This is a genomic window from Streptomyces malaysiense (genome assembly GCF_000980885.2).
Classification (GTDB): domain Bacteria; phylum Actinomycetota; class Actinomycetes; order Streptomycetales; family Streptomycetaceae; genus Streptomyces; species Streptomyces malaysiense.
The window spans coordinates 43189-60807 of the sequence record NZ_LBDA02000008.1; the positions used below are offsets into that span (position 1 = coordinate 43189).

Annotated in this window: 17 protein-coding genes; 13 read left to right on the forward strand and 4 right to left on the reverse strand. The window is 72.0% G+C overall.

The genetic code is table 11. From position 1 onward, the window contains the following. The first annotated feature begins 48 nt into the window (after window positions 1-48). The 3 genes from VT52_RS04960 to VT52_RS04970 all read left to right on the forward strand — a co-directional run bounded on the left by VT52_RS04960 (window position 49) and on the right by VT52_RS04970 (window position 4542). Window positions 49-675: a TetR/AcrR family transcriptional regulator gene (locus VT52_RS04960; RefSeq protein WP_071387391.1), complete on the forward strand. Its 627-nt coding sequence runs from the start codon at window positions 49-51 to the stop codon at window positions 673-675. Window positions 676-743: 68 nt separating this feature from the next. Beyond that, window positions 744-2477 (forward strand): ABC transporter ATP-binding protein, encoded by a 1734-nt coding sequence (locus VT52_RS04965; RefSeq protein WP_071387410.1) that lies wholly within the window; start codon window positions 744-746, stop codon window positions 2475-2477. Between the two features lie 43 nt (window positions 2478-2520). Then, a complete protein-coding gene (locus VT52_RS04970) occupies window positions 2521-4542 on the forward strand; it encodes an ABC transporter ATP-binding protein (protein ID WP_079174845.1) in 2022 nt (673 codons plus the stop codon). Window positions 4543-4585: 43 nt separating this feature from the next. Here VT52_RS04970 and VT52_RS04975 read toward each other — a convergent pair whose 3' ends face one another. From VT52_RS04975 to VT52_RS04990, 4 genes are read right to left on the reverse strand one after another with little or no spacing between them, the layout of a single operon-like run. After that, the gene (locus VT52_RS04975) at window positions 4586-5140 is read right to left on the reverse strand and encodes a dTDP-4-dehydrorhamnose 3,5-epimerase family protein (RefSeq protein ID WP_071387392.1); all 555 of its coding nucleotides are present in this window, start codon (window positions 5138-5140) and stop codon (window positions 4586-4588) included. Next, the gene (gene rfbD, locus VT52_RS04980; RefSeq protein WP_071387393.1) at window positions 5046-6071 is read right to left on the reverse strand and encodes a dTDP-4-dehydrorhamnose reductase; all 1026 of its coding nucleotides are present in this window, start codon (window positions 6069-6071) and stop codon (window positions 5046-5048) included. The genes VT52_RS04975 and rfbD overlap by 95 nt, the downstream gene beginning before the upstream one ends. Then, window positions 6068-7060 (reverse strand): dTDP-glucose 4,6-dehydratase, encoded by a 993-nt coding sequence (rfbB, locus tag VT52_RS04985; protein WP_071387394.1) that lies wholly within the window; start codon window positions 7058-7060, stop codon window positions 6068-6070. The genes rfbD and rfbB overlap by 4 nt, the downstream gene beginning before the upstream one ends. Then, window positions 7057-8124 (reverse strand): glucose-1-phosphate thymidylyltransferase, encoded by a 1068-nt coding sequence (locus tag VT52_RS04990; protein WP_071387395.1) that lies wholly within the window; start codon window positions 8122-8124, stop codon window positions 7057-7059. Before VT52_RS04990 ends, rfbB begins: the two co-directional genes overlap by 4 nt. 390 nt (window positions 8125-8514) lie before the next feature. Between VT52_RS04990 and VT52_RS04995 the strand changes: the two genes are divergently transcribed. From VT52_RS04995 to VT52_RS05040, 10 genes are all read left to right on the forward strand, one after another. Next, entirely contained in the window at window positions 8515-8760 is a 246-nt protein-coding gene (locus tag VT52_RS04995) for a DUF5988 family protein (protein ID WP_071387396.1), read from the forward strand. Window positions 8761-8803: 43 nt separating this feature from the next. After that, entirely contained in the window at window positions 8804-9583 is a 780-nt protein-coding gene (locus VT52_RS05000) for a thioesterase II family protein (protein ID WP_071387397.1), read from the forward strand. Beyond that, complete coding sequence (locus tag VT52_RS05005) at window positions 9580-10359, forward strand: AfsR/SARP family transcriptional regulator (RefSeq protein WP_071387398.1); 780 nt, start codon at window positions 9580-9582, stop codon at window positions 10357-10359. Before VT52_RS05000 ends, VT52_RS05005 begins: the two co-directional genes overlap by 4 nt. Window positions 10360-10746: 387 nt before the next feature. Further along, window positions 10747-12645 carry an HAD-IIIC family phosphatase gene (locus VT52_RS05010; RefSeq protein ID WP_071387399.1) on the forward strand — a complete coding sequence of 633 codons (1899 nt, stop codon included), beginning with the start codon at window positions 10747-10749 and terminating at the stop codon, window positions 12643-12645. Next, the gene (locus tag VT52_RS05015) at window positions 12642-12869 is read left to right on the forward strand and encodes an acyl carrier protein (RefSeq protein ID WP_071387400.1); all 228 of its coding nucleotides are present in this window, start codon (window positions 12642-12644) and stop codon (window positions 12867-12869) included. Before VT52_RS05010 ends, VT52_RS05015 begins: the two co-directional genes overlap by 4 nt. Continuing rightward, window positions 12866-13684, forward strand: a complete 819-nt coding sequence (locus VT52_RS05020) for a 2-oxo acid dehydrogenase subunit E2 (protein ID WP_071387401.1) — start codon at window positions 12866-12868, stop codon at window positions 13682-13684. Before VT52_RS05015 ends, VT52_RS05020 begins: the two co-directional genes overlap by 4 nt. Next, window positions 13681-14775 (forward strand): alpha/beta hydrolase, encoded by a 1095-nt coding sequence (locus tag VT52_RS05025; protein WP_071387402.1) that lies wholly within the window; start codon window positions 13681-13683, stop codon window positions 14773-14775. The genes VT52_RS05020 and VT52_RS05025 overlap by 4 nt, the downstream gene beginning before the upstream one ends. 293 nt (window positions 14776-15068) lie before the next feature. Further along, the gene (locus VT52_RS05030; protein WP_071387403.1) at window positions 15069-16292 is read left to right on the forward strand and encodes a cytochrome P450; all 1224 of its coding nucleotides are present in this window, start codon (window positions 15069-15071) and stop codon (window positions 16290-16292) included. 25 nt (window positions 16293-16317) lie between these two features. Continuing rightward, window positions 16318-16509: a ferredoxin gene (locus VT52_RS05035; protein ID WP_071387404.1), complete on the forward strand. Its 192-nt coding sequence runs from the start codon at window positions 16318-16320 to the stop codon at window positions 16507-16509. A 42-nt stretch (window positions 16510-16551) separates the two neighbouring features. Beyond that, window positions 16552-17619 (forward strand): 3-oxoacyl-ACP synthase III family protein, encoded by a 1068-nt coding sequence (locus VT52_RS05040; protein ID WP_071387405.1) that lies wholly within the window; start codon window positions 16552-16554, stop codon window positions 17617-17619.

Here is a 17619-nt window from a genome sequence, read left to right on the forward strand (position 1 = left end):
CGTGCCACGCAAGTTTGCGTGCCACGCACTTTCCGGTAAGGTCGAGCCATGACCGCTCAGGAGGGCGCGCCGCTGGGGCTGCGCGAACGCAAGAAGCTCGCCACGCGGCGCGCCCTGGGGAGGGCCGCGCTGCTGCTCGCCCTGGAGCGCGGCCCGGAGAACGTGCGGGTGGACGACATCGCCGCCGCCGTCGGCGTCGCACCGCGGACGTACAACAACTACTTCTCCAGCGTCGAGGAGGCCATCTGCTCGCTCAACGTCGAGCGTGCGGCGCAGGTGGCGGCCGGGCTGCGGGCGCGACCCGCCGGGGAGCCGTTGGCGGAGGCGCTGGTCAACGGCATCGTGGGCACGGTCGACGGCTACACCGGCGGGGCCGAACCGGACCGGGCCGTGGTCCGGGTGATCGCGGGCGCCCCCATGCTGCGCGGTGAGTTCCTCAAGTCGATGACACTGGTCGAGCGGGCCCTGGCCGAGGCCATCGCCGAGCGCCTCGAAGCGGCGGCCGACCGGGAGTTGATGTCACGCGTGCTGGCGGCCGCCGTGGTCGCCGCGGCCCGCACCGCCACCGACCACTGGCTGGAGAACCCCGCAGGCGCGCCCTACCACGCCGTTCTGCGCAGAGCCCTCTCCTTCGTCGGCACGGAGGCGGCCGTGGCTCCGGAGCGGGACGGCTGACGCCGGCCCGGAGCCCGCCCGCGCCTCTCCCGACCGACATGTCCTTCGAAGCGCCCCAGGGGGGCCACGTGTTCGTTCGCTTTCTCGGCCGGCGACTCGGCCGGTACCGGATCAGCACCGCCGTGATCCTTGTCTGCCAGTTGCTCCAGTCCCTCGCCACGCTCTACCTGCCGACACTCAACGCCGACGTCATCGACAACGGCGTCCTCACCGGCGACACCGGATACATCCTGCGGGTGGGCGGGCTGATGCTCGCGGGGACCCTGGGGCAGGTCCTGTGCTCGCTGGGCGCCGTCTACCTCAGCGCCCGCGTCTCCATGGGCATCGGCCGCGATCTGCGGGCCGCGATCTACCGACGCGTCATCGGGTTCTCCGGGCGGGAGGTCGGCCACTTCGGCACGCCCTCCCTGACCACCCGGACGACCAACGACGTCCAGCAGGTGCAGATGATCGTGGTGATGCTGTTCACCCTGATGGTCACCGCCCCGATCATGTGCGTGGGCGGCGTCGTGATGGCGCTGCGGCAGGACGTCGCGATGTCGTCGCTGCTCCTCGTCGTCGTCCCGGTCCTCGGTGTCGCCGTGAGCCTCATCGTGCGACGGCTGTACCCGCTGGCCGGCCGGCTGCAGCGGCGGCTGGAGGAGATGAACCGCATCCTGCGCGAGCAGATCAGCGGCGTCCGGGTGATCAGGGCCTTCGTCCGCGAGGACCACGAGAGGCGCCGTTTCACCGCCGCCAACGACCGGCTGGTGGACGTCTCGCTGCGCATGGGCCGGATCATGGCCCTGATGTTCCCGACCGCGATGCTCGTCGTCTACGCGTCCAGCGTGGCGGTCATGTGGTTCGGCGGGCACCGCGTCGACGACGGCTCCCTGCAGATCGGTTCACTGACCGCCTTCCTGACGTACCTGACGCAGATCCTGGCGTCCGTCATGATGGCCACGATCGTGGTCGTGTCCCTCCCCAGGGCCCACGTCAGCACGGTGCGCATCGAGGAGGTGCTGCGCACCGAGTCCAGCGTGCTCGCCCCGGCCGCCCCCGCGCCCTTCCGTGCCGCGGGCGGCCTGCTGGAAGTGCGCGGCGCCGCGTTCCGCTACCCGTCGGCCGAGGAACCCGTGCTCAGCGGCGTGGACCTCGTCGTGCGGCCCGGCGAGGTGACCGGTGTCATCGGCAGCACCGGAAGCGGCAAGACGACGCTGCTCAACCTGATCGTCCGACTGTTCGACGTCACCGAGGGGGCCGTGCTCATCGGCGGTACCGACGTGCGCGACCTCGCCCCCGAGGACCTCTCCCGCCACGTCGGCATCGTGCCGCAGCGGCCGTTCCTGTTCTCCGGCACGATCGCCACCAACCTGCGATACGGCACCCCGGACGCGGACGACGCGGAGCTGTGGCGTGCGCTGGAGATCGCGCAGGCCCGCGACTTCGTCGAGCGCATGCCCGGCGGCCTGGACGCACCCGTGGCCCAGGGCGGCGGCAACCTCTCCGGCGGTCAGCGCCAGCGCCTGGCCATCGCGCGCTGCCTCGTGCACCGGCCCGGCATCTACCTCTTCGACGACGCGTTCTCGGCCCTCGACTACGCCACGGACGCCGCCCTGCGCGCGGCCCTCGCCCAAGTCACCCAGGACGCCGCCGTGGTCATGGTCGCCCAGCGCGTCAGCACCATCCGCCGGGCGGACCGCATCGTCGTCCTCGACGAGGGCCGCGTCGTCGGGAGCGGCACCCACGAGCAGCTGACCGCCGACAACGAGACGTACCGGGAGATCGTCTACTCCCAGCTGACCGAAGCCGAGGCCGCCTGACGGCCCCGCAGGACCTCGCCACGCGAACCGAAAGGCCGAACCCATGACCACCGGCACGCCTGCCGGCCCCGGGGCCGGCGGACACGAGCGGAGCACCGCCCCGCCGCCCGCACCACCCGGCCGCGTCCCCGCACCGGCCGGCCCCGCGGCGGCCCCCTCCGCGCGAACCGCCGCCCGGCCCGCGGCCGCGGGCAACGGCCCCGAGGACGCCCGCGGCGCCGGCCGCCGCCTGTTACGGACACTGCGTCCCGAACGCCACCTGATCGGCGCCACCCTGGCACTGGCCGCGGTGGGCGTGGCCCTCTCGATCCTGGGGCCGAAGCTCCTGGGCCACGCCACGGATCTGCTCGTCGCGGGCATGATCAGCCGCCGCTTCCCCGTCGGGACGACCACGGCCCAGATGCTCGACCGGCTGCACCGCGAGGGCCACGACTCCCTGGCGCACCTGGTGCGGTCCGCGAAGTCCACCCCGGGGCACGGCGTCGACTTCGACGCCGTGGGGCAGGTGCTCCTGCTGGCCCTGCTGCTCTACGTCGCCTCGGCGCTCTTCAACCTTCTCCAAGGCCGCCTGACCAGCACCGTCATCCAGCGCGCCATGGGCAGGCTGCGCGCGGACGCGCAGGCCAAGCTGGCGCGGGTGCCGCTCGCCCACTTCGACCGCGAGTCACGTGGCGAGATCCTCAGCCGGGTCACCAACGACATCGACAACCTCGGCCAGACGCTGCAGCAGACCATCAGCCAGGTCATCACCGCGCTGCTGACCATCGTCGGCGTCATGGCGGTCATGCTCACCATCTCGCCGCTGCTCTTCCTGGCAGCGCTCTCGACCGTCCCGCTGTCCCTGTACGCCTCCCGCGCCATGGCCAGACGTGCCCGCCCGCAGTTCGCGGCGCAGTGGGCCGCGACGGGACAGCTCAACTCCCGGGTGGAGGAGGCGTACTCCGGCCACGCTCTGGTCAGGACCTTCGGCCGCGGGGAGGAGACGGTGAAGGAGCTGGACGAGTGCAACGAGGCGGCCTTCGCCTCGGGGGCCAGGGCGCAGTTCGTCTCCGGTGTCATCCAGCCCGTCATGACGTTCACCGGCAACCTCGGCTACGTGCTGGTCGCCGTGGCCGGCGCGCTGAGGGTGGCGTCGGGCGCCCTCTCGCTGGGGGACGTGCAGGCCTTCCTGCAGTACTCCCGGCAGTTCTCGCAGCCGCTGAACCAGGTCGCCGGCATGGCCAACCTGCTGCAGTCCGGAATGGCCTCCGCCGAGCGGGTCTTCGCGCTGATCGACGCCGAGGAGGAGTCCGCCGACCCGGTGGCGGCGCGCCGGCCCGACCGGGTCCGTGGCAGGGTCACCTTCGAGGACGTCTCCTTCCGCTACGTCGCCGACGCCCCGCTGATCGAGAACCTGTCCCTGACGGTGGAGCCGGGTCAGACCGTGGCCATCGTCGGACCCACCGGCGCCGGCAAGACGACACTGGTCAACCTGCTCATGCGGTTCTACGAGGTCGACGCGGGCCGCATCACGCTCGACGGCGTGGACATCGCCACCATGTCCCGCGCCGACGTGCGGTCGGTCACGGGCATGGTGCTCCAGGACCCCTGGCTCTTCCACGGCACCATCGCCGAGAACATCGCCTACGGGGTGCGGGACCCCGAAGGACGGCAAACCGTGGAAGCCGCCCGTGCCACGCACGTGGACCACCTCGTGCGGACCCTGCCCGACGGCTACGAGACGGTGGTCGACGACGAGAGCTCCAGCGTCAGCGCCGGCGAGAAGCAGCTGCTCACCATCGCCCGCGCCTGGTTCACCAACCCGTCCATCCTCATCCTCGACGAGGCGACCAGCTCCGTCGACACCCGGACCGAGGCGCTCATCCAGCGCGCCATGGCCTCACTGCGCCAGGGCCGCACCAGTTTCATCATCGCCCACCGGCTGTCCACGATCCGCGACGCCGACCTCATCCTGGTCATGGAGTCCGGCAGCGTCGTCGAACAGGGCACGCACGAACAGCTGCTGGCGACCGGCGGTGCCTACGCCAGGCTCTACCAGGCCCAGTTCGCCGGGGTGACCGGCTGACCCCGCCGCCCCGGGTGCCCTCGGGGCGGCGGGCCGTGCCGCGTCATCCGGGCAGCCGCCCCGACGCCAGCGCCTCGGCCAGGGTCGGGGCGGCGGCGTCCTTCTCCGAGAGGACGGGCTCGATCCCCGCCGGCCAGGGGAGCGCCAGCTCCGGGTCGAGCGGGTGGACACCGTGCTCCCGCTCCGGCGCGTGCGGCGTGGAGCACAGGTACACCATCGAGGCCGACTCGGTCAGGGCCATGAAGGCGTGCCCCAGTCCCTCCGAGAGGTAGACGGCGGCATGACCGACGTCGTCCAGCCGGAGGGCCTCCCAGCGCTTGAACGTCGGTGAGCCGGTGCGCAGGTCGACGACCACGTCCAGCACCGCGCCACTGACGCAGGTGACGTACTTCGCCTGTCCCGGGGGCACGTCGGTGTAGTGGATGCCGCGCAGCGCGCCGCGGCGGGAGGAGGAGCAGTTGGTCTGGGCGACGTAGAGCCCGTGGCCGACGGCGGCGCGGAACTCAGCCTCGTGGTACCACTCGTGGAAGCTGCCCCGGCGGTCGTGGTGGACCTTCGGCGTCAGCTCCCAGGCTCCCTCGATGCTCAACGGACGCAAGATCCAGTACCTCCGCCAGGGAATCGGACAGGACGTCACGCCAGGGTCGCATGGGCGCGCCCCCCACGTGTGGCCAGCGGTGGTCCGCCAGCACGCTCCACGCCGGTCGGCGCGCCGGGCGGTCCAGTGCGGCACTGTCGGTGGGCCGCACCCGTTCCGGGTCCGCGTCCAGCAGCGAGAACACCGCCCGCGCCAGCCCGTACCAGCTGGTGTGGCCCGCGGCGGTGGCGTGGAAGACACCCCGGGCACGGTCCGCGGGCACTCCGGCCAGCAGGACCAGCCGCGCCGCGACCTCCTTCGTCCACGTGGGCTGCCCGTGCTGGTCGTCGACGATGCGCACCTCTCCGGGGGAGGCCGCCCGCTCGGCCATGGTACGGACGAAGCTGCGGCCGTGACGGCCGTAGAGCCAGGCCGTGCGGACCACGGTCCCCGCGGCGGGGAGTTCTTCGAGGACACCGCGCTCACCGGCGAGCTTCCCCCGGCCGTAGGCCGTGCCCGGACCGGTGCCGGCGTCCTCCGCGTATCCGGCGGCGGACGGCGGCCGTCGCCCGGAGAAGACGTAGTCGGTGGAGACGTGCAGCAGCCGGGCGCCGGCCGCGGCGCAGGCACGCGCCAGGTGGCGGGGCCCCTCGCCGTTGACGGCGTACGCCTCCGCCTCGTGTTCCTCGGCATCGTCGACGGCCGTCCACGCCGCGCAGTTGACGACGATCTGCGGCCGGTGGGCGCCGATCTGCTCGCGCACGGCCCGGGGGTCGGTGATGTCCAGTTCGTCACGGCGCGGGGCCACCACCTCGACCTCGTCCCGGGCCGCCAGCAGGGCCAGCAGGTCGTGCCCCAGCATCCCGCTGCCGCCGGTCACCAACCAGCGGTGCGGCAGCGGGCCGGCGGCCCGGCGGCCCCCGGGACCGGCCGCGGGGGTGGTGCCGTTCATGTCCGGGTCCCGCCCACGAGGTGCGGCTGCCACCAGGAGCGGTTCTCCCGGTACCAGGCCACGGTGCGGGCCAGCCCCGCGTCGAAGCCGTGTCTGGGCGCCCATCCCAGTTCCGACCGGATCCTGCCCGAGTCCACCGAGTAGCGCAGGTCGTGACCCGCCCGGTCGGCCACGTGCTCCACCCGGTCCCACCCCGCGCCGCAGGCGGCCAGGATGCGCTCCGTCAGCTGACGGTTGGTCAGCTCCGTGCCCCCGCCCACGTTGTACACCCGCCCGGCCCGCCCTCCGGCGAGGACGAGCATCAGTGCCCGGCAGTGGTCCTCGACGTGCAGCCAGTCGCGCACGTTCTCCCCGTCGCCGTACAGAGGCACCGGACCGCCTTCCAGGAGGCGGGTGGTGAACAGCGGAACGACCTTCTCCGGGAACTGGTACGGGCCGTAGTTGTTGGAGCAGCGGGTGATCCGCACGTCCATGCCGTGGGTGCGGTGGTAGGCGAGTGCGAGCAGGTCGGAGGAGGCCTTGGACGCGGCGTAGGGGGAGTTGGGCCGCAACGGCTCGGCCTCCGACCAGGAGCCGTGGGCCACGGACCCGTAGACCTCGTCGGTGGAGACGTGCAGGAAGGTCGTCGACGGCCGCGACCGCACGGCCTCCAGCAGGGTCTGGGTGCCCAGCACGTTGGTGGAGACGAAATCCGCCCCGCTGACGATGGAGCGGTCGACGTGGGACTCGGCGGCGAAGTGGACCACCGCGTCGTGGCCGTCCACCAGCCTTCTGACCAGTTCGCCGTCGCGGATGTCGCCGTGCACGAAGGCCAGCCGCCGATCGGCCGCGACAGGCGCCAGGTTCCTGCGGTCACCCGCGTAGGTCAGGGCGTCCAGCACGGTGACAGCCTCGGGCACCACCGCGCACTCCCGCGCCTGCGGGCCCAGGACGGAACGGACGAAGCACGAACCGATGAATCCGGCGCCGCCGGTGACGAGAATCCTCATGGTGTGATCTGCACCTTGCTGTGGTCGCCGAGCACGAGACGGTGGGCGCGCGGGGTGTGCAGGGCCCGCGAGACCTGCACGTCCTTGCCTATCAGCGACGCCTCTATGCGCCCCACCCCCTTGAGCGAGGAGCCGGCCAGCACGATCGAGAACTCGATCTCACTGGACTCGATCACACAGTTCTCGGCCACCGAGGTGGACGGGCCGACGTAGGAGTCGGTCACCACGGCGTCGTCCCCGATCACGGCCGGCCCCACGATCCGCGACCGTCGCACCCGCGCCCCGCGTCCCACCCGCACCCGTCCGATGATCTCGCTGGCCTCGTCCACCGAACCCTCCAGGCAGGGTTCGATGGTGTCCAGCACGGAACGGTTGACCTCCAGCATGTCGGGGACGTTGCCGGTGTCCTTCCAGTAGCCGGTGATGGTCGTCGAGCGGACCGTCAGGCCGCGGTCGACGAGTTCCTGGATGGCGTCGGTGATCTCCAGCTCGCCACGCCGGGACGGCCGGATCGCCCGTACCGCCTCATGGATCGCGGGGGTGAAGAGGTAGACGCCGACCAGCGCGAGGTCGCTGGCCGGCTCAGGCGGTTTCTCCTGGAGCCGCACCACCCGTCCCGTCGCGTCGAGTTCGACGACCCCGAACACGCTCGGGTCGTCCACCCGGGTCAGGAGGATGTCCGCGTCCGGCTTCTCCGCCTCGAACTTCCGCACCAGTTCATTGATTCCCCCCACGATGAAGTTGTCACCCAGATACATGACGAAGTCGTCCTGTGCCAGGTAATCGCGCGCCACCAGCACCGCGTGGGCGAGGCCGAGCGCCCGCTCCTGGCGAATGTAGGTGACCGTGGCGCCGAATGCGCGGCCGTCGCCCACAGCCGCCCTTATCTCCTCCTCGGTGTCGCCGACGATGATGCCCAGGTCCGTGATTCCGGCGGCCACCAGGGATTCGATGCCGTAGAAAAGCACTGGTTTGTTGGCCACGGGCACCAGTTGTTTGGCCGCGGTATGGGTGATCGGGCGCAGCCTGGTTCCGGTGCCGCCCGCGAGGACGAGTGCCTTCATACTGGGTTTCCCTTGTACGGGGGATCGGGGGGCGTGGGACGTCGACCCGGGCGTGCGGCGGCCGTCGACCCGGTCGGCCGTCAAGGGCCTCGCTCCGCCAGTGCCCGGGTCGCACGTGAGCGGAATGCTTCCTTCCGTACCTCGCCGACTGCTGCGAGGGGCGCCACGCCGCGATGATACGCAGCTCAGGACGGCCGGAGTGCCGGAGCGGCCCCCTGTTCCGCACCGCCGCGACCACTACTCTCCCCGCCCCCTGCCGCTAGGGGTGGCCTAGGGGGCCCTCCGGGTATGCGGCGCAAGCCCGCGGCTCGCAGTATGTCGGCGTGCTCCCAGTCGGTGGTGTGCCAGTCCACTGCTTCCCCCACTCGTGGCCGAAAGGGAACGTGCGTCATGGATCTCCTCGGTAGTGAATCCGCCTACCCCCTCGACAAAGTCGTCGACATCCTGCTGGTCGGCGGACCGGACGACATGCGGCATTCGGATCGCGAGCGGCGTGCCGCCATCGTCGACACCAAGATAAAAATCCAGCACTGCGGCGGCTACGAACACTTCCAGATGGAGCGTGGCCCAGGAGATCTGGACGGCTCTTCCCCGGTTGTCTTCCGCTGGTTCATGCGAACGAAGATCGCCGAGTAGCCCACCCGCGAAGAGCGGTGCACCGAAGGGAAACGTCATCTCCATGTCTCCGGCCGGAAACGACCGATGGATACGCTGTTTCGAACCGCGTCCGCGAAGCGGGCGCCGGCTCGTCTGCTTCCCGCACGCGGGCGGCTCGGCGAGCCACTACTTCGCCCTGTCCAGAGCACTGCCCGACACCGAGGTGCTCGCGGTCCAGTACCCGGGGCGGCAGGACCGGCACGCCGAACCCTGCGTCGACAGCCTGACCGGGCTGGCCGACCGCGTGCATGACGTCCTCCGCCGCCGGGCCGGCACGCCCTGCGCCTTCTTCGGGCACAGCATGGGCGCGGTCATCGCCTTCGAGGTGGCCCAGCGGCTCCAGCGGGAGGACGCGGCGTCACCCTCCCACCTGTTCGTCTCCAGCCGGCGGGCGCCGTCACGGTACCGGGAGGGCGCGGTCCACCGGCAGAGCGACGCGGGCGTCGTGAGTGAACTGCGGCGGCTGGGCGGCACCGACGAGCGCTTCCTGGCGGACGAGGAACTGCGCGCGGCGGTACTGAAGGTCACACGGGCCGACTACAAGGCGATCGAGACCTACCGGTGGGTGCCAGAACCGCCGCTGACCTGCCCGATCACCGCCCTGGTGGGCGACAGCGACCCCCACACCAGCCGGGACGAGGCGTCCGCCTGGGCGGCGCACACCACGGGCCCCTTCCGGCTGCACACCTTTCCCGGCGGCCACTTCTACCTCGACCCCGCCAGCCCGGAGGTGACCGACGTCCTCGCCACCGCCCTGGCCGGGACGGCGACCGGGGGCCGGCCGGAGCGGAGCGCGTCATGAGGTACGAGATCCTGGGCCCGCTGCGCGTCGTCGACGGCCACAACCACTCCTTCATCAGCGCGCAGAAGGTGGAGACCCTCTTCGCCGTGCTGCTCATCTGCGCCGAACAGATCGTCTCGCCGACGCAGCTGATGAAGGAGCTGTGGGGCGACCAGCTGCCGAAGCGGGCCACCGCGGGCCTGCACGTGTACATCTCGCAGCTGCGCAAGTTCCTCCACCGCCCCCACCGGCAGCAGAACCCCGTCGTGACCCAGCAGACCGGCTACGTGCTGCGCATGGGGACCGACACCCTCGACCTGCACACCTTCTCCGACCTCGCGGCGCAGGGGCGGGCGCTCGCCAAGGACCACTGCTACGAGCCGGCGGCCGACCGCTTCGAGCGGGCCCTGAGCCTGTGGCACGGACCGGTGCTCGCCAACCTGGGCAACGGCCCCATCATCGACGGGTTCACCACCTGGCTGACCGAGACCCGCATGGAATGCCAGGAGATGCTCACCGACGTCCATCTGCACCTGGGACGCCATCGCGAGCTCATCGGCCCGCTGTACTCACTGACCTGCGAGTACCCGCTGCGGGAGACGCTCTACCGCCAGCTGATGCTCGCCCTGTACCGGTCGGAGCGCAAGGCCGACGCCCTGCACGTCTACCAGCGTGCACGCCGGACCCTGAACGACGAGCTGGGCCTCGAACCGTGCCGTGCCCTGCGCGACCTGCACCAGGCCGTCCTCGCCGACGACCAGCGGCTCAGCCTGCTCGCCGTCTCCACCGCCGGCTGACCCGGGCCTCCGTCCTCCGCCCGGCCGAGCGGGGGGCCTGGGCGTGAACGACCGCGAACCACGGGCGTCGTTCGTCCGCCGGGCGCGTCAGATACCGCTGGGCAGGCGGGACTTCCAGGACGCGGCCCAGGGCGCCTTCCCGGGAAGTCCACCCGCCGCGTCCGCCGCGCACCCCGCGACGGACGCGGCGGCACAGCCCGCTGCGCGCGGCCTCGGCGGAGCCGCGCGCGGCGGGCGTCCGCGCGTGCGCCGCGCCCCGCCCGGTGCGGGCCGCGGCGCCGACGCGTCGGCCCTTAGCCACGGTTTAGTGCCCGCGCCGACCATGGCAGTGCGGCCGCCGGGGCCGTCGGACGGGCGGGAGGCCCGACCGCCTCAGAGAGGATCCGCATGGCCGCGCCCACCACCGAAGGAAGCGACCGGGAGACCGGGGAGACACTGCTCACCCTCCACCGGTCCGGTCGGCTCGCCGCCGAGTACCCCAGGGTCCGCGGACTGCTGGCCGGCTGCTCCGAGGCGGAGCTGCGGCGCGCCGGCAATCTGCTGTCCCGGCTGCGCCCCGAGGACGTACGGCAGGCGCACCCCGGGGTACCGGTCGTGTCCGTGGCCGTCACCGGCCACGGCACCCTCGCCCCGCTGGTGCCCGCCCTGACGGCCGAACTGGCGCGCCACGGCCTGCTGCTGCGCCCGCACCTGGCCGACTACGACTCCTACGTCTTCGACCTCTCCGACCCGGGAAGCACCCTGCGCCGCTTCGACGCGGACGTGGTGCTGTGCGTGCTCGATCCCGCCGTCGTACTGGACGAACTGCCCGTGCCGTGGACGCCGGAGGACGTCGAAAGGGCCTGGGACGAGAAGCTCGGCCTGCTGACCGGGCTCGTCACCCGCTACCGCTCGACCGGACGCGGCACCCTCGTCCTGAACACGGTGCCACTGCCCGCCCTCCTGCCGGCCCAGCTCCTGGAGCACCGTTCCCGGGCCCGTCTCGGCGCGGTGTGGCGGCAGGCCAACAGCCGGCTGCTGGAACTCGCCCAGAGCCACCCGGGCCTCGTCGTACTGGACCTGGACCCCCTGGTCGCCGAGGGTATCGCCGTCACCGACGAGCGGCTGAGCCAGTACGCGAAGGTGCACCTCGCGCCACCGCTGCTCGCCCGCTACGCCCGCGAGGTCGGCCACCTGGCGCGCCACCTCGCCGGCCGGACCAAGAAGGCCCTGCTGCTCGACCTCGACGGCACCCTGTGGAACGGCACCCTGGGGGAGGACGGCTTCGACGTCCTGCAGGGCGACCACAGCGAGCCCTTCCGCTTCCTCCAGCGCGTGGTCAGGCAACTCGGCTCGCAGGGCGTGCTCCTCGGCGTCGTCAGCAAGAACGACGTGGAACCCGTCCGGGCGGTGCTGCGGGAGCACCCGCGCATGGTGCTCCGGGAGGAGGACCTGGTCACGGTCGTCGCCAACTGGCGCCCGAAGCACGAGAACATCGCCGAGCTGGCCGGGACGCTGAACCTCGGCACGGACAGCTTCGTCTTCATGGACGACACGCCCGCCGAGTGCGGCCTGGTCGAGGCCGAACTGCCCGGCGTCACCGTACTGCGAGCCGGCGCCGAACCCGCCCACCACGTGGCGACACTGCTGCGGGACGGCTGGTTCGACACCCTGGTGCTCACCACGGAGGACCGCGCCCGTGTCGAGAAGTACCAGCAGGAGGTGGAACGCCGGGACTTCCTGCAGCAGTCCGCCTCCGTGGAGGAGTACCTCCGGCTGCTCGGGGTGCGGGTACGGCTGTCGCCCGTGGCACCGTCCGAGGTGGCGCGCGTCTCCCAACTGTCCCTGCGCACCAACCAGTTCAACATGACCCTGAGCCGGCTGCAGCCGGCCGACGTGGCACGGCTCGTCGCCGGCCCGGCCACCTCGGTGCTGGTCGTCCACGCGGCCGACCGCTTCGGTGACAACGGGCTGGTGGGTGCCGTGTTCCTGCGCCGGGCGGCGGACGTGGTGCACATCGACGGCTTCCTCCTGAGCTGCCGGGTGTTCTCCCGGGGCATCGAGCAGGCGTGCCTCGGCGCGATCCTGCGCCACGCGCGCGCCGCCGGCGCGACCGCGGTGGTGGGGGAACACCGCCGCGGCCCCAAGAACGGCGCCGTGCGGGACCTCTACCCGCGGCACGGATTCCGGCAGGTCACCGACGACGGCACCACCACGGTGTTCCGGCACGACCTGGACAGCGAGGATCCCCTACCGGTCCCCGCCCACCTGCAGTTCACCGACCAATGCGGAGGAGACACCCCGTGACGAGCATCGACGACTTCATCGCGATCATCCGAGACGAGATCGGCATACCGGTCGAGGCCGACGACGCCGGCCGCCACTTCGACCAGCTCCCCGGCTGGGACTCGGTCTTCCTCCTGCAACTCCTGACCGCCCTGGAACGCGAGACGGGCCGCCGCATCTCCCTCCCCGACGTGCTCGACTGCCCCGACCTCAAGAGCGTGTACGCACTGGCGACGGCGTCATGAACCCCACCCCCGTCAGCCGCTCCCGCCGGCACACCCTCTTCTTCCTCGACGCCGTCCGCAGGTTCGCCCCCGTGCACCTGGACACCGAGGTCGACATGACGGCGGTGCGCGGCCACCGCCGGGCAGCGCGGGCCCGCGGAGGCCCCCGCTACTCCACCGCCGCCTACGTCCTGCACGCGGCCGGACGCGTACTGGCCCGGCACCCCGAGGCGAACGCCGCACTGGGCGGACGCCTGTGGCCCCGGATCGCGCGCTTCCCGCACGTCAACGGCAAACTCACCCTCGACAAGACGCTGGACGGGCAGCGGGTGGTGCTGTCGACCGTGGTCCCCGGCCTCCAGCGGGCCACCCTCCAGGAGATCCAGCGGCACCTGGAGCAGTTCCGAGACGGAGACCCCGACACCATGCCGGAGTTCGAGCGGCTGCGCAGGCTGCACCGCGCGCCCCTGCTGATCGGTTCGACGGCCTTCCGGCTGGCCGCCGGGCGCCTGCGGGGACGCGACCGGCTGATGGGGACCGTGGCCGTCACCTCACTCGGTCACCGGCCGGTCGACGGCTTCCACTCGGTGGGCGGCACCACGACCACCCTCGGCCTCGGCCGGACCGTGGACCGCCCGGTGGTCCGCGACGGGCGCGTCACCGTGGCCCCCGTCATGCGGCTGTCCCTCACCTTCGACCACCGTGTCATCGACGGGGCCGAGGCGGCGGACGTGCTCGGGGAACTGAAGGAGCACCTGGAGGAGTTCCGGACGGACGCGGCCGACGAGCCCCCCACCACCCCGCCCGCGGCGGCCGTGCCCGAGGAGGTGTCGTGAACGACCTGGACGAGCTCCGGCAGTACATGATCGCCCACGCGCACGCGCAGCAGGTGTCCCGCTCCACCTACCGCCAGGTCCTGGAGCGCATAGACAACGACGACGACGGCAGCCCCGGCTCGTGGGCCGTCGAGTGGTCGGCCGCGGCCCGCGCCGAGGTACGGCGGGGGCGCCACCTGGACGCCGGCCACCTGTACAACATCGCCCGCTTCCCCTACGTCGACGGCCCCACCCGGCGGAGGGCCGCCGAGGAGGGGGTGCGCGCGTTCGGCCACTGGGCACGGGGGAAGCAGGGCATCCACCGGGAGGAGCTGCCCCTCGCCGCCGGCACCCTCGCCTGCTGGACCGCCGGCCTCTCCGGGAGCGGCCGCAGACCCCTGCTCCTGGCCATGGGCGGGATCGTCAGCACCAAGGAGCAGTGGGGAGCGGTGCTCGGCCATTTCCGGCGCCAGGGCATGGCCGTCGTGGTCACCGAGATGCCCGGGGTCGGCGAGAACACCCTCCCCTACGACAAGGACAGCCCCGGCCTGCTGTCCCAGCTCCTGGACACCCTGCGCGACCGGGCCGACGTCGACCACACCTACGTGCTGGCCATGAGCTTCAGCGGCCACCTCGCGCTGCGCTGCGCGCTGGAGGACCGCCGCATCCGCGGCATCGTCACCGCGGGTGCCCCCGTCGCCGGCTTCTTCGACGACCCCGGCTGGTTCGACGGCGTACCGCGCATCACCAAGGACACCCTCGGCCACCTGACCGGCGTCACACCCGAGGAACTCCCCGGTCACCTCAGGGACTGGGCCCTGACACCGCGGCAGCTGAGGTCCCTGGAGATACCGGTGCACTACCTGGCCAGCCTGCGCGACGAGATCGTCCCCCCGAGCGAGGCGGAGCTGCTGCGCACCCACGTGCCCCGGCTGCGACTGCTGCAGACGGACGACGTCCACGGCTCCCCGCACCACGCGACGCAGACCCGGTTGTGGTGCGCCCTGGCCATCCAGGAGCTCCGCGGTGCCCGAGGGCTCCAGGCCACCGCGCTGCGGGGCCTGCTCAGCCTCGTGCGCACCCGTGACCGGCTCGTGGACGTCGACGACTGAGCGAGGTCACGGAGGACCGGCCCCTCGCGGGCGCTCCTGGGGCGCTCCGGGTGGCGTGGGCCGGTCACGACGGCGGTGCGGGGAGTGCCGGTTCGCGCCGGCCCGCACATCCCGGCCGCGCCCGCCGGGAACCCCGCCGCGCCCCGGGGCACCCGCCCGGTGCCCGCTCCCGCGCCCCGCGGCCGGTACCTCCGGCGAGACGCGCGGGAAGGCCCTAGAACGCCTTAAGCAGCCCCCGGGAAAGTTGCAGCACGGTTTCTCAGCAGCGATGCGACGAAGGAACAGGATGGCGCATGAAACAGACCATTCCCGAGCTGCCGGCCTTCCCCGAGCGGTCTGACGACCCCTTCGCGCCGGCACCCCCCTACCCGGCGCTCGACCCCGACGTGCCGGTCTCCCGTCTCACCATGCCGACGGGGGAGAAGATCTGGCTGATCACCAGCTACGAGCTGGTGCGGCAGGTCCTGGCCGACCCGCGGGTCAGCGTCGACCGCATGCACCCCGCCTACCCGGTGCCGCTCGGCTTCCCCAAGCGGGAGATCATGCAGGAGGCCGCCCGGCGCATACCGGCCTTCCTGGGCATGGACCCCCCGAAGCACACCGCCCACCGCCGGCTCGTCATCCCCGACTTCACCTCCAAGCGCGTCAAGGAGGTGCGCGCACGCGTCCAGGAGATAGTCGACGACTGCCTCGACGACCTGGAGGCCGCCGGCAGCCCGGCGGACCTCGTCGAGTACCTGGCGGCACCGGTACCCACCCTCGTCGTCGGGGACGTCCTCGGCATACCGCCCGAGGACCGGTCGTTCATCGCCTCGCGCACCAAGACGCTCACCGTGCGCGACGGCGACGAGGCGGGCAAGCGCACGGCGCTGCAGGAGATGAACGAGTACCTCAGCGAACTGGTGGCCCGCAACGAGAAGGAGCCCGGACCCGGGGTGATCGGCAGGCTCGTCGAGAAGTACCGGGCCGCGGGCATGTACGACCGCCGGACCATGATGGGATCGGTCATGGTCATCCTCCACGGCGGCAAGGACGGCCCGGCCAACACCATCGCCCTGGGCACGGTGGCCCTGCTGCAGGACCCCGAGCAGCTCGCCAGGCTCAAGGCGGACCCGGCACTGTTCCCGGGGGCCGTGGAGGAACTCCTGCGGTTCTTCAGCTCCTCCGCCGAGGGCGCCTGCTACCGGGTCGCGACGGCCGACATCGAACTCGGCGACGTCACCATCCGGGAGGGCGAAGGGCTGCTGGCCTTCGTCAGCGCGGCCAACCGCGACCCGCGGGCGTTCGAGAACCCGGACGTCATCGACATCGGCCGCGACGCGCGGGGTCACGTCGGCTTCGGATACGGCGTGCACCAGTGCCTGGGCCAGCACCTCACCCGCCTGCAGCTCGACGTCGCCTTCTCCACGCTGTTCGCGCGCTTCCCGGACCTGCGCCTGGCCGTGCCCGCCGAGGAGCTCAAGTACAAGTTCGACAACAGCACCTACGGCATCTGGGAAGTACCGGTCGCCTGGTGACCGGGCCCGAAGGAGGGAAGTAAGGATGCGCATCACCGTCGACCACGACCGCTGCGTCGGCTCCGGGCTCTGCGCCATGGCCGACCCGGACTCCTTCACGCAGAGCGATGAGGACGGCACCGTCCGGATCCTCAGCCAGCCGCAGGGCGAGCCGGGCGAACCCGTCCGCAAGGCCGTCGACCTCTGCCCGTCCCGCGCCCTGCGGCTCGTCGAGTGACGGCAGACGCCCACCGCACGCGGTGGCGGAAAGGAAACCTCCATGGATGGCCCCGACATACACCTCCTCGCGGCAGGAACGCACCTCCCCGGACCGGCGCTGGACACCGCCACCCTGGTCCGCAGATTCGACCTGCCCGCGGTCTGGGAGCAGTGGATCGACACCTACGTCGGCACCCAGAGCCGGCACTTCTGCGTCGACATCGACACGGGTGAAGTACGCCAGACACTGGCCGACATGGGCGAGGCCGCGGCCGTCCGCGCCATGTCCGCGGCCGGGGTGCGCGCCGAGGACGTCGACCTGATCGTCATGGGCACGGCCACCCCGGACCAGCTGATGCCCGCCACCGTCAACCGGATCGCCGAACGGCTGGGCATCGACCGGGTGCCCAGCTACCAACTCCAGTCCGGCTGCACCGGCGCGGTGCAGGCGCTCAGCGTCGCCCACCGCATGCTCCGCTCGGGCCCCGAACGCAACGCCCTGGTGCTCGGGGCGGAGACCTCCGCCAAGTTCTTCGATCCGGCGGCCGACATCCGCGACCGCCCACCGGCCGAGCAGATCAACGGGCTCCTGTTCGGTGACGGAGCCGGTGCGCTGGTCCTCTCGAAGGAGCCGGGCCCCGCCTCGGCCGTACTGCGGGACGTCCACGTCGAACTGGTCGGGCTGGGGCGGGAACCGGGCCAGATCCTCGACTGGTACGGCAGGACCACCGGCGAGCGGCGGGGCATGCCCGTGGCCGAGGACTACAAGGCGATCGAGGAGACCGTCCCGAAGCTCGCGACGCAGACGTTCGAGCGCATGCTGGAACGCCTGGACTGGGACGAGACCGACCTCGACTACCTGCTGCCGCCGCAGCTCTCCGGCCGCATGACGCAGCGCATCACCGAGGGCCTGGACGCCCCGGGCGCCCACGAGATCAGCTGCGTCGCCGAGACCGGCAACACCGGCAACGCGCTGCCCTTCTTCCAGGTGGAGCGGCTGCTGCCCCGGATGGCGCCCGGCGACCGCGCCCTGGCCGTCAGCGTCGAGTCCAGCAAGTGGATCCAGGCCGGCTTCGCCCTCGAGAAGCCGGTCACCCCCACCCCCTCCCGCACGGAAGCGAGCGAGTGA

What these genes read in the sequence shown, in the direction of transcription:
- VT52_RS05020 (WP_071387401.1), top strand. Translation starts at nt 12,866, where the DNA reads ATGAACCCCACCCCCGTCAGCCGCTCCCGCCGGCACACCCTCTTCTTC.
- VT52_RS05005 (WP_071387398.1), top strand. Translation starts at nt 9,580, where the DNA reads ATGAGGTACGAGATCCTGGGCCCGCTGCGCGTCGTCGACGGCCACAAC.
- VT52_RS05010 (WP_071387399.1), top strand. Translation starts at nt 10,747, where the DNA reads ATGGCCGCGCCCACCACCGAAGGAAGCGACCGGGAGACCGGGGAGACA.
- VT52_RS04995 (WP_071387396.1), top strand. Translation starts at nt 8,515, where the DNA reads ATGGATCTCCTCGGTAGTGAATCCGCCTACCCCCTCGACAAAGTCGTC.
- rfbB (WP_071387394.1), bottom strand. Translation starts at nt 7,060, where the DNA reads ATGAGGATTCTCGTCACCGGCGGCGCCGGATTCATCGGTTCGTGCTTC.
- VT52_RS04990 (WP_071387395.1), bottom strand. Translation starts at nt 8,124, where the DNA reads ATGAAGGCACTCGTCCTCGCGGGCGGCACCGGAACCAGGCTGCGCCCG.
- VT52_RS05035 (WP_071387404.1), top strand. Translation starts at nt 16,318, where the DNA reads ATGCGCATCACCGTCGACCACGACCGCTGCGTCGGCTCCGGGCTCTGC.
- VT52_RS05040 (WP_071387405.1), top strand. Translation starts at nt 16,552, where the DNA reads ATGGATGGCCCCGACATACACCTCCTCGCGGCAGGAACGCACCTCCCC.
- VT52_RS04970 (WP_079174845.1), top strand. Translation starts at nt 2,521, where the DNA reads ATGACCACCGGCACGCCTGCCGGCCCCGGGGCCGGCGGACACGAGCGG.
- rfbD (WP_071387393.1), bottom strand. Translation starts at nt 6,071, where the DNA reads ATGAACGGCACCACCCCCGCGGCCGGTCCCGGGGGCCGCCGGGCCGCC.
- VT52_RS05030 (WP_071387403.1), top strand. Translation starts at nt 15,069, where the DNA reads ATGAAACAGACCATTCCCGAGCTGCCGGCCTTCCCCGAGCGGTCTGAC.
- VT52_RS05000 (WP_071387397.1), top strand. Translation starts at nt 8,804, where the DNA reads ATGTCTCCGGCCGGAAACGACCGATGGATACGCTGTTTCGAACCGCGT.
- VT52_RS04960 (WP_071387391.1), top strand. Translation starts at nt 49, where the DNA reads ATGACCGCTCAGGAGGGCGCGCCGCTGGGGCTGCGCGAACGCAAGAAG.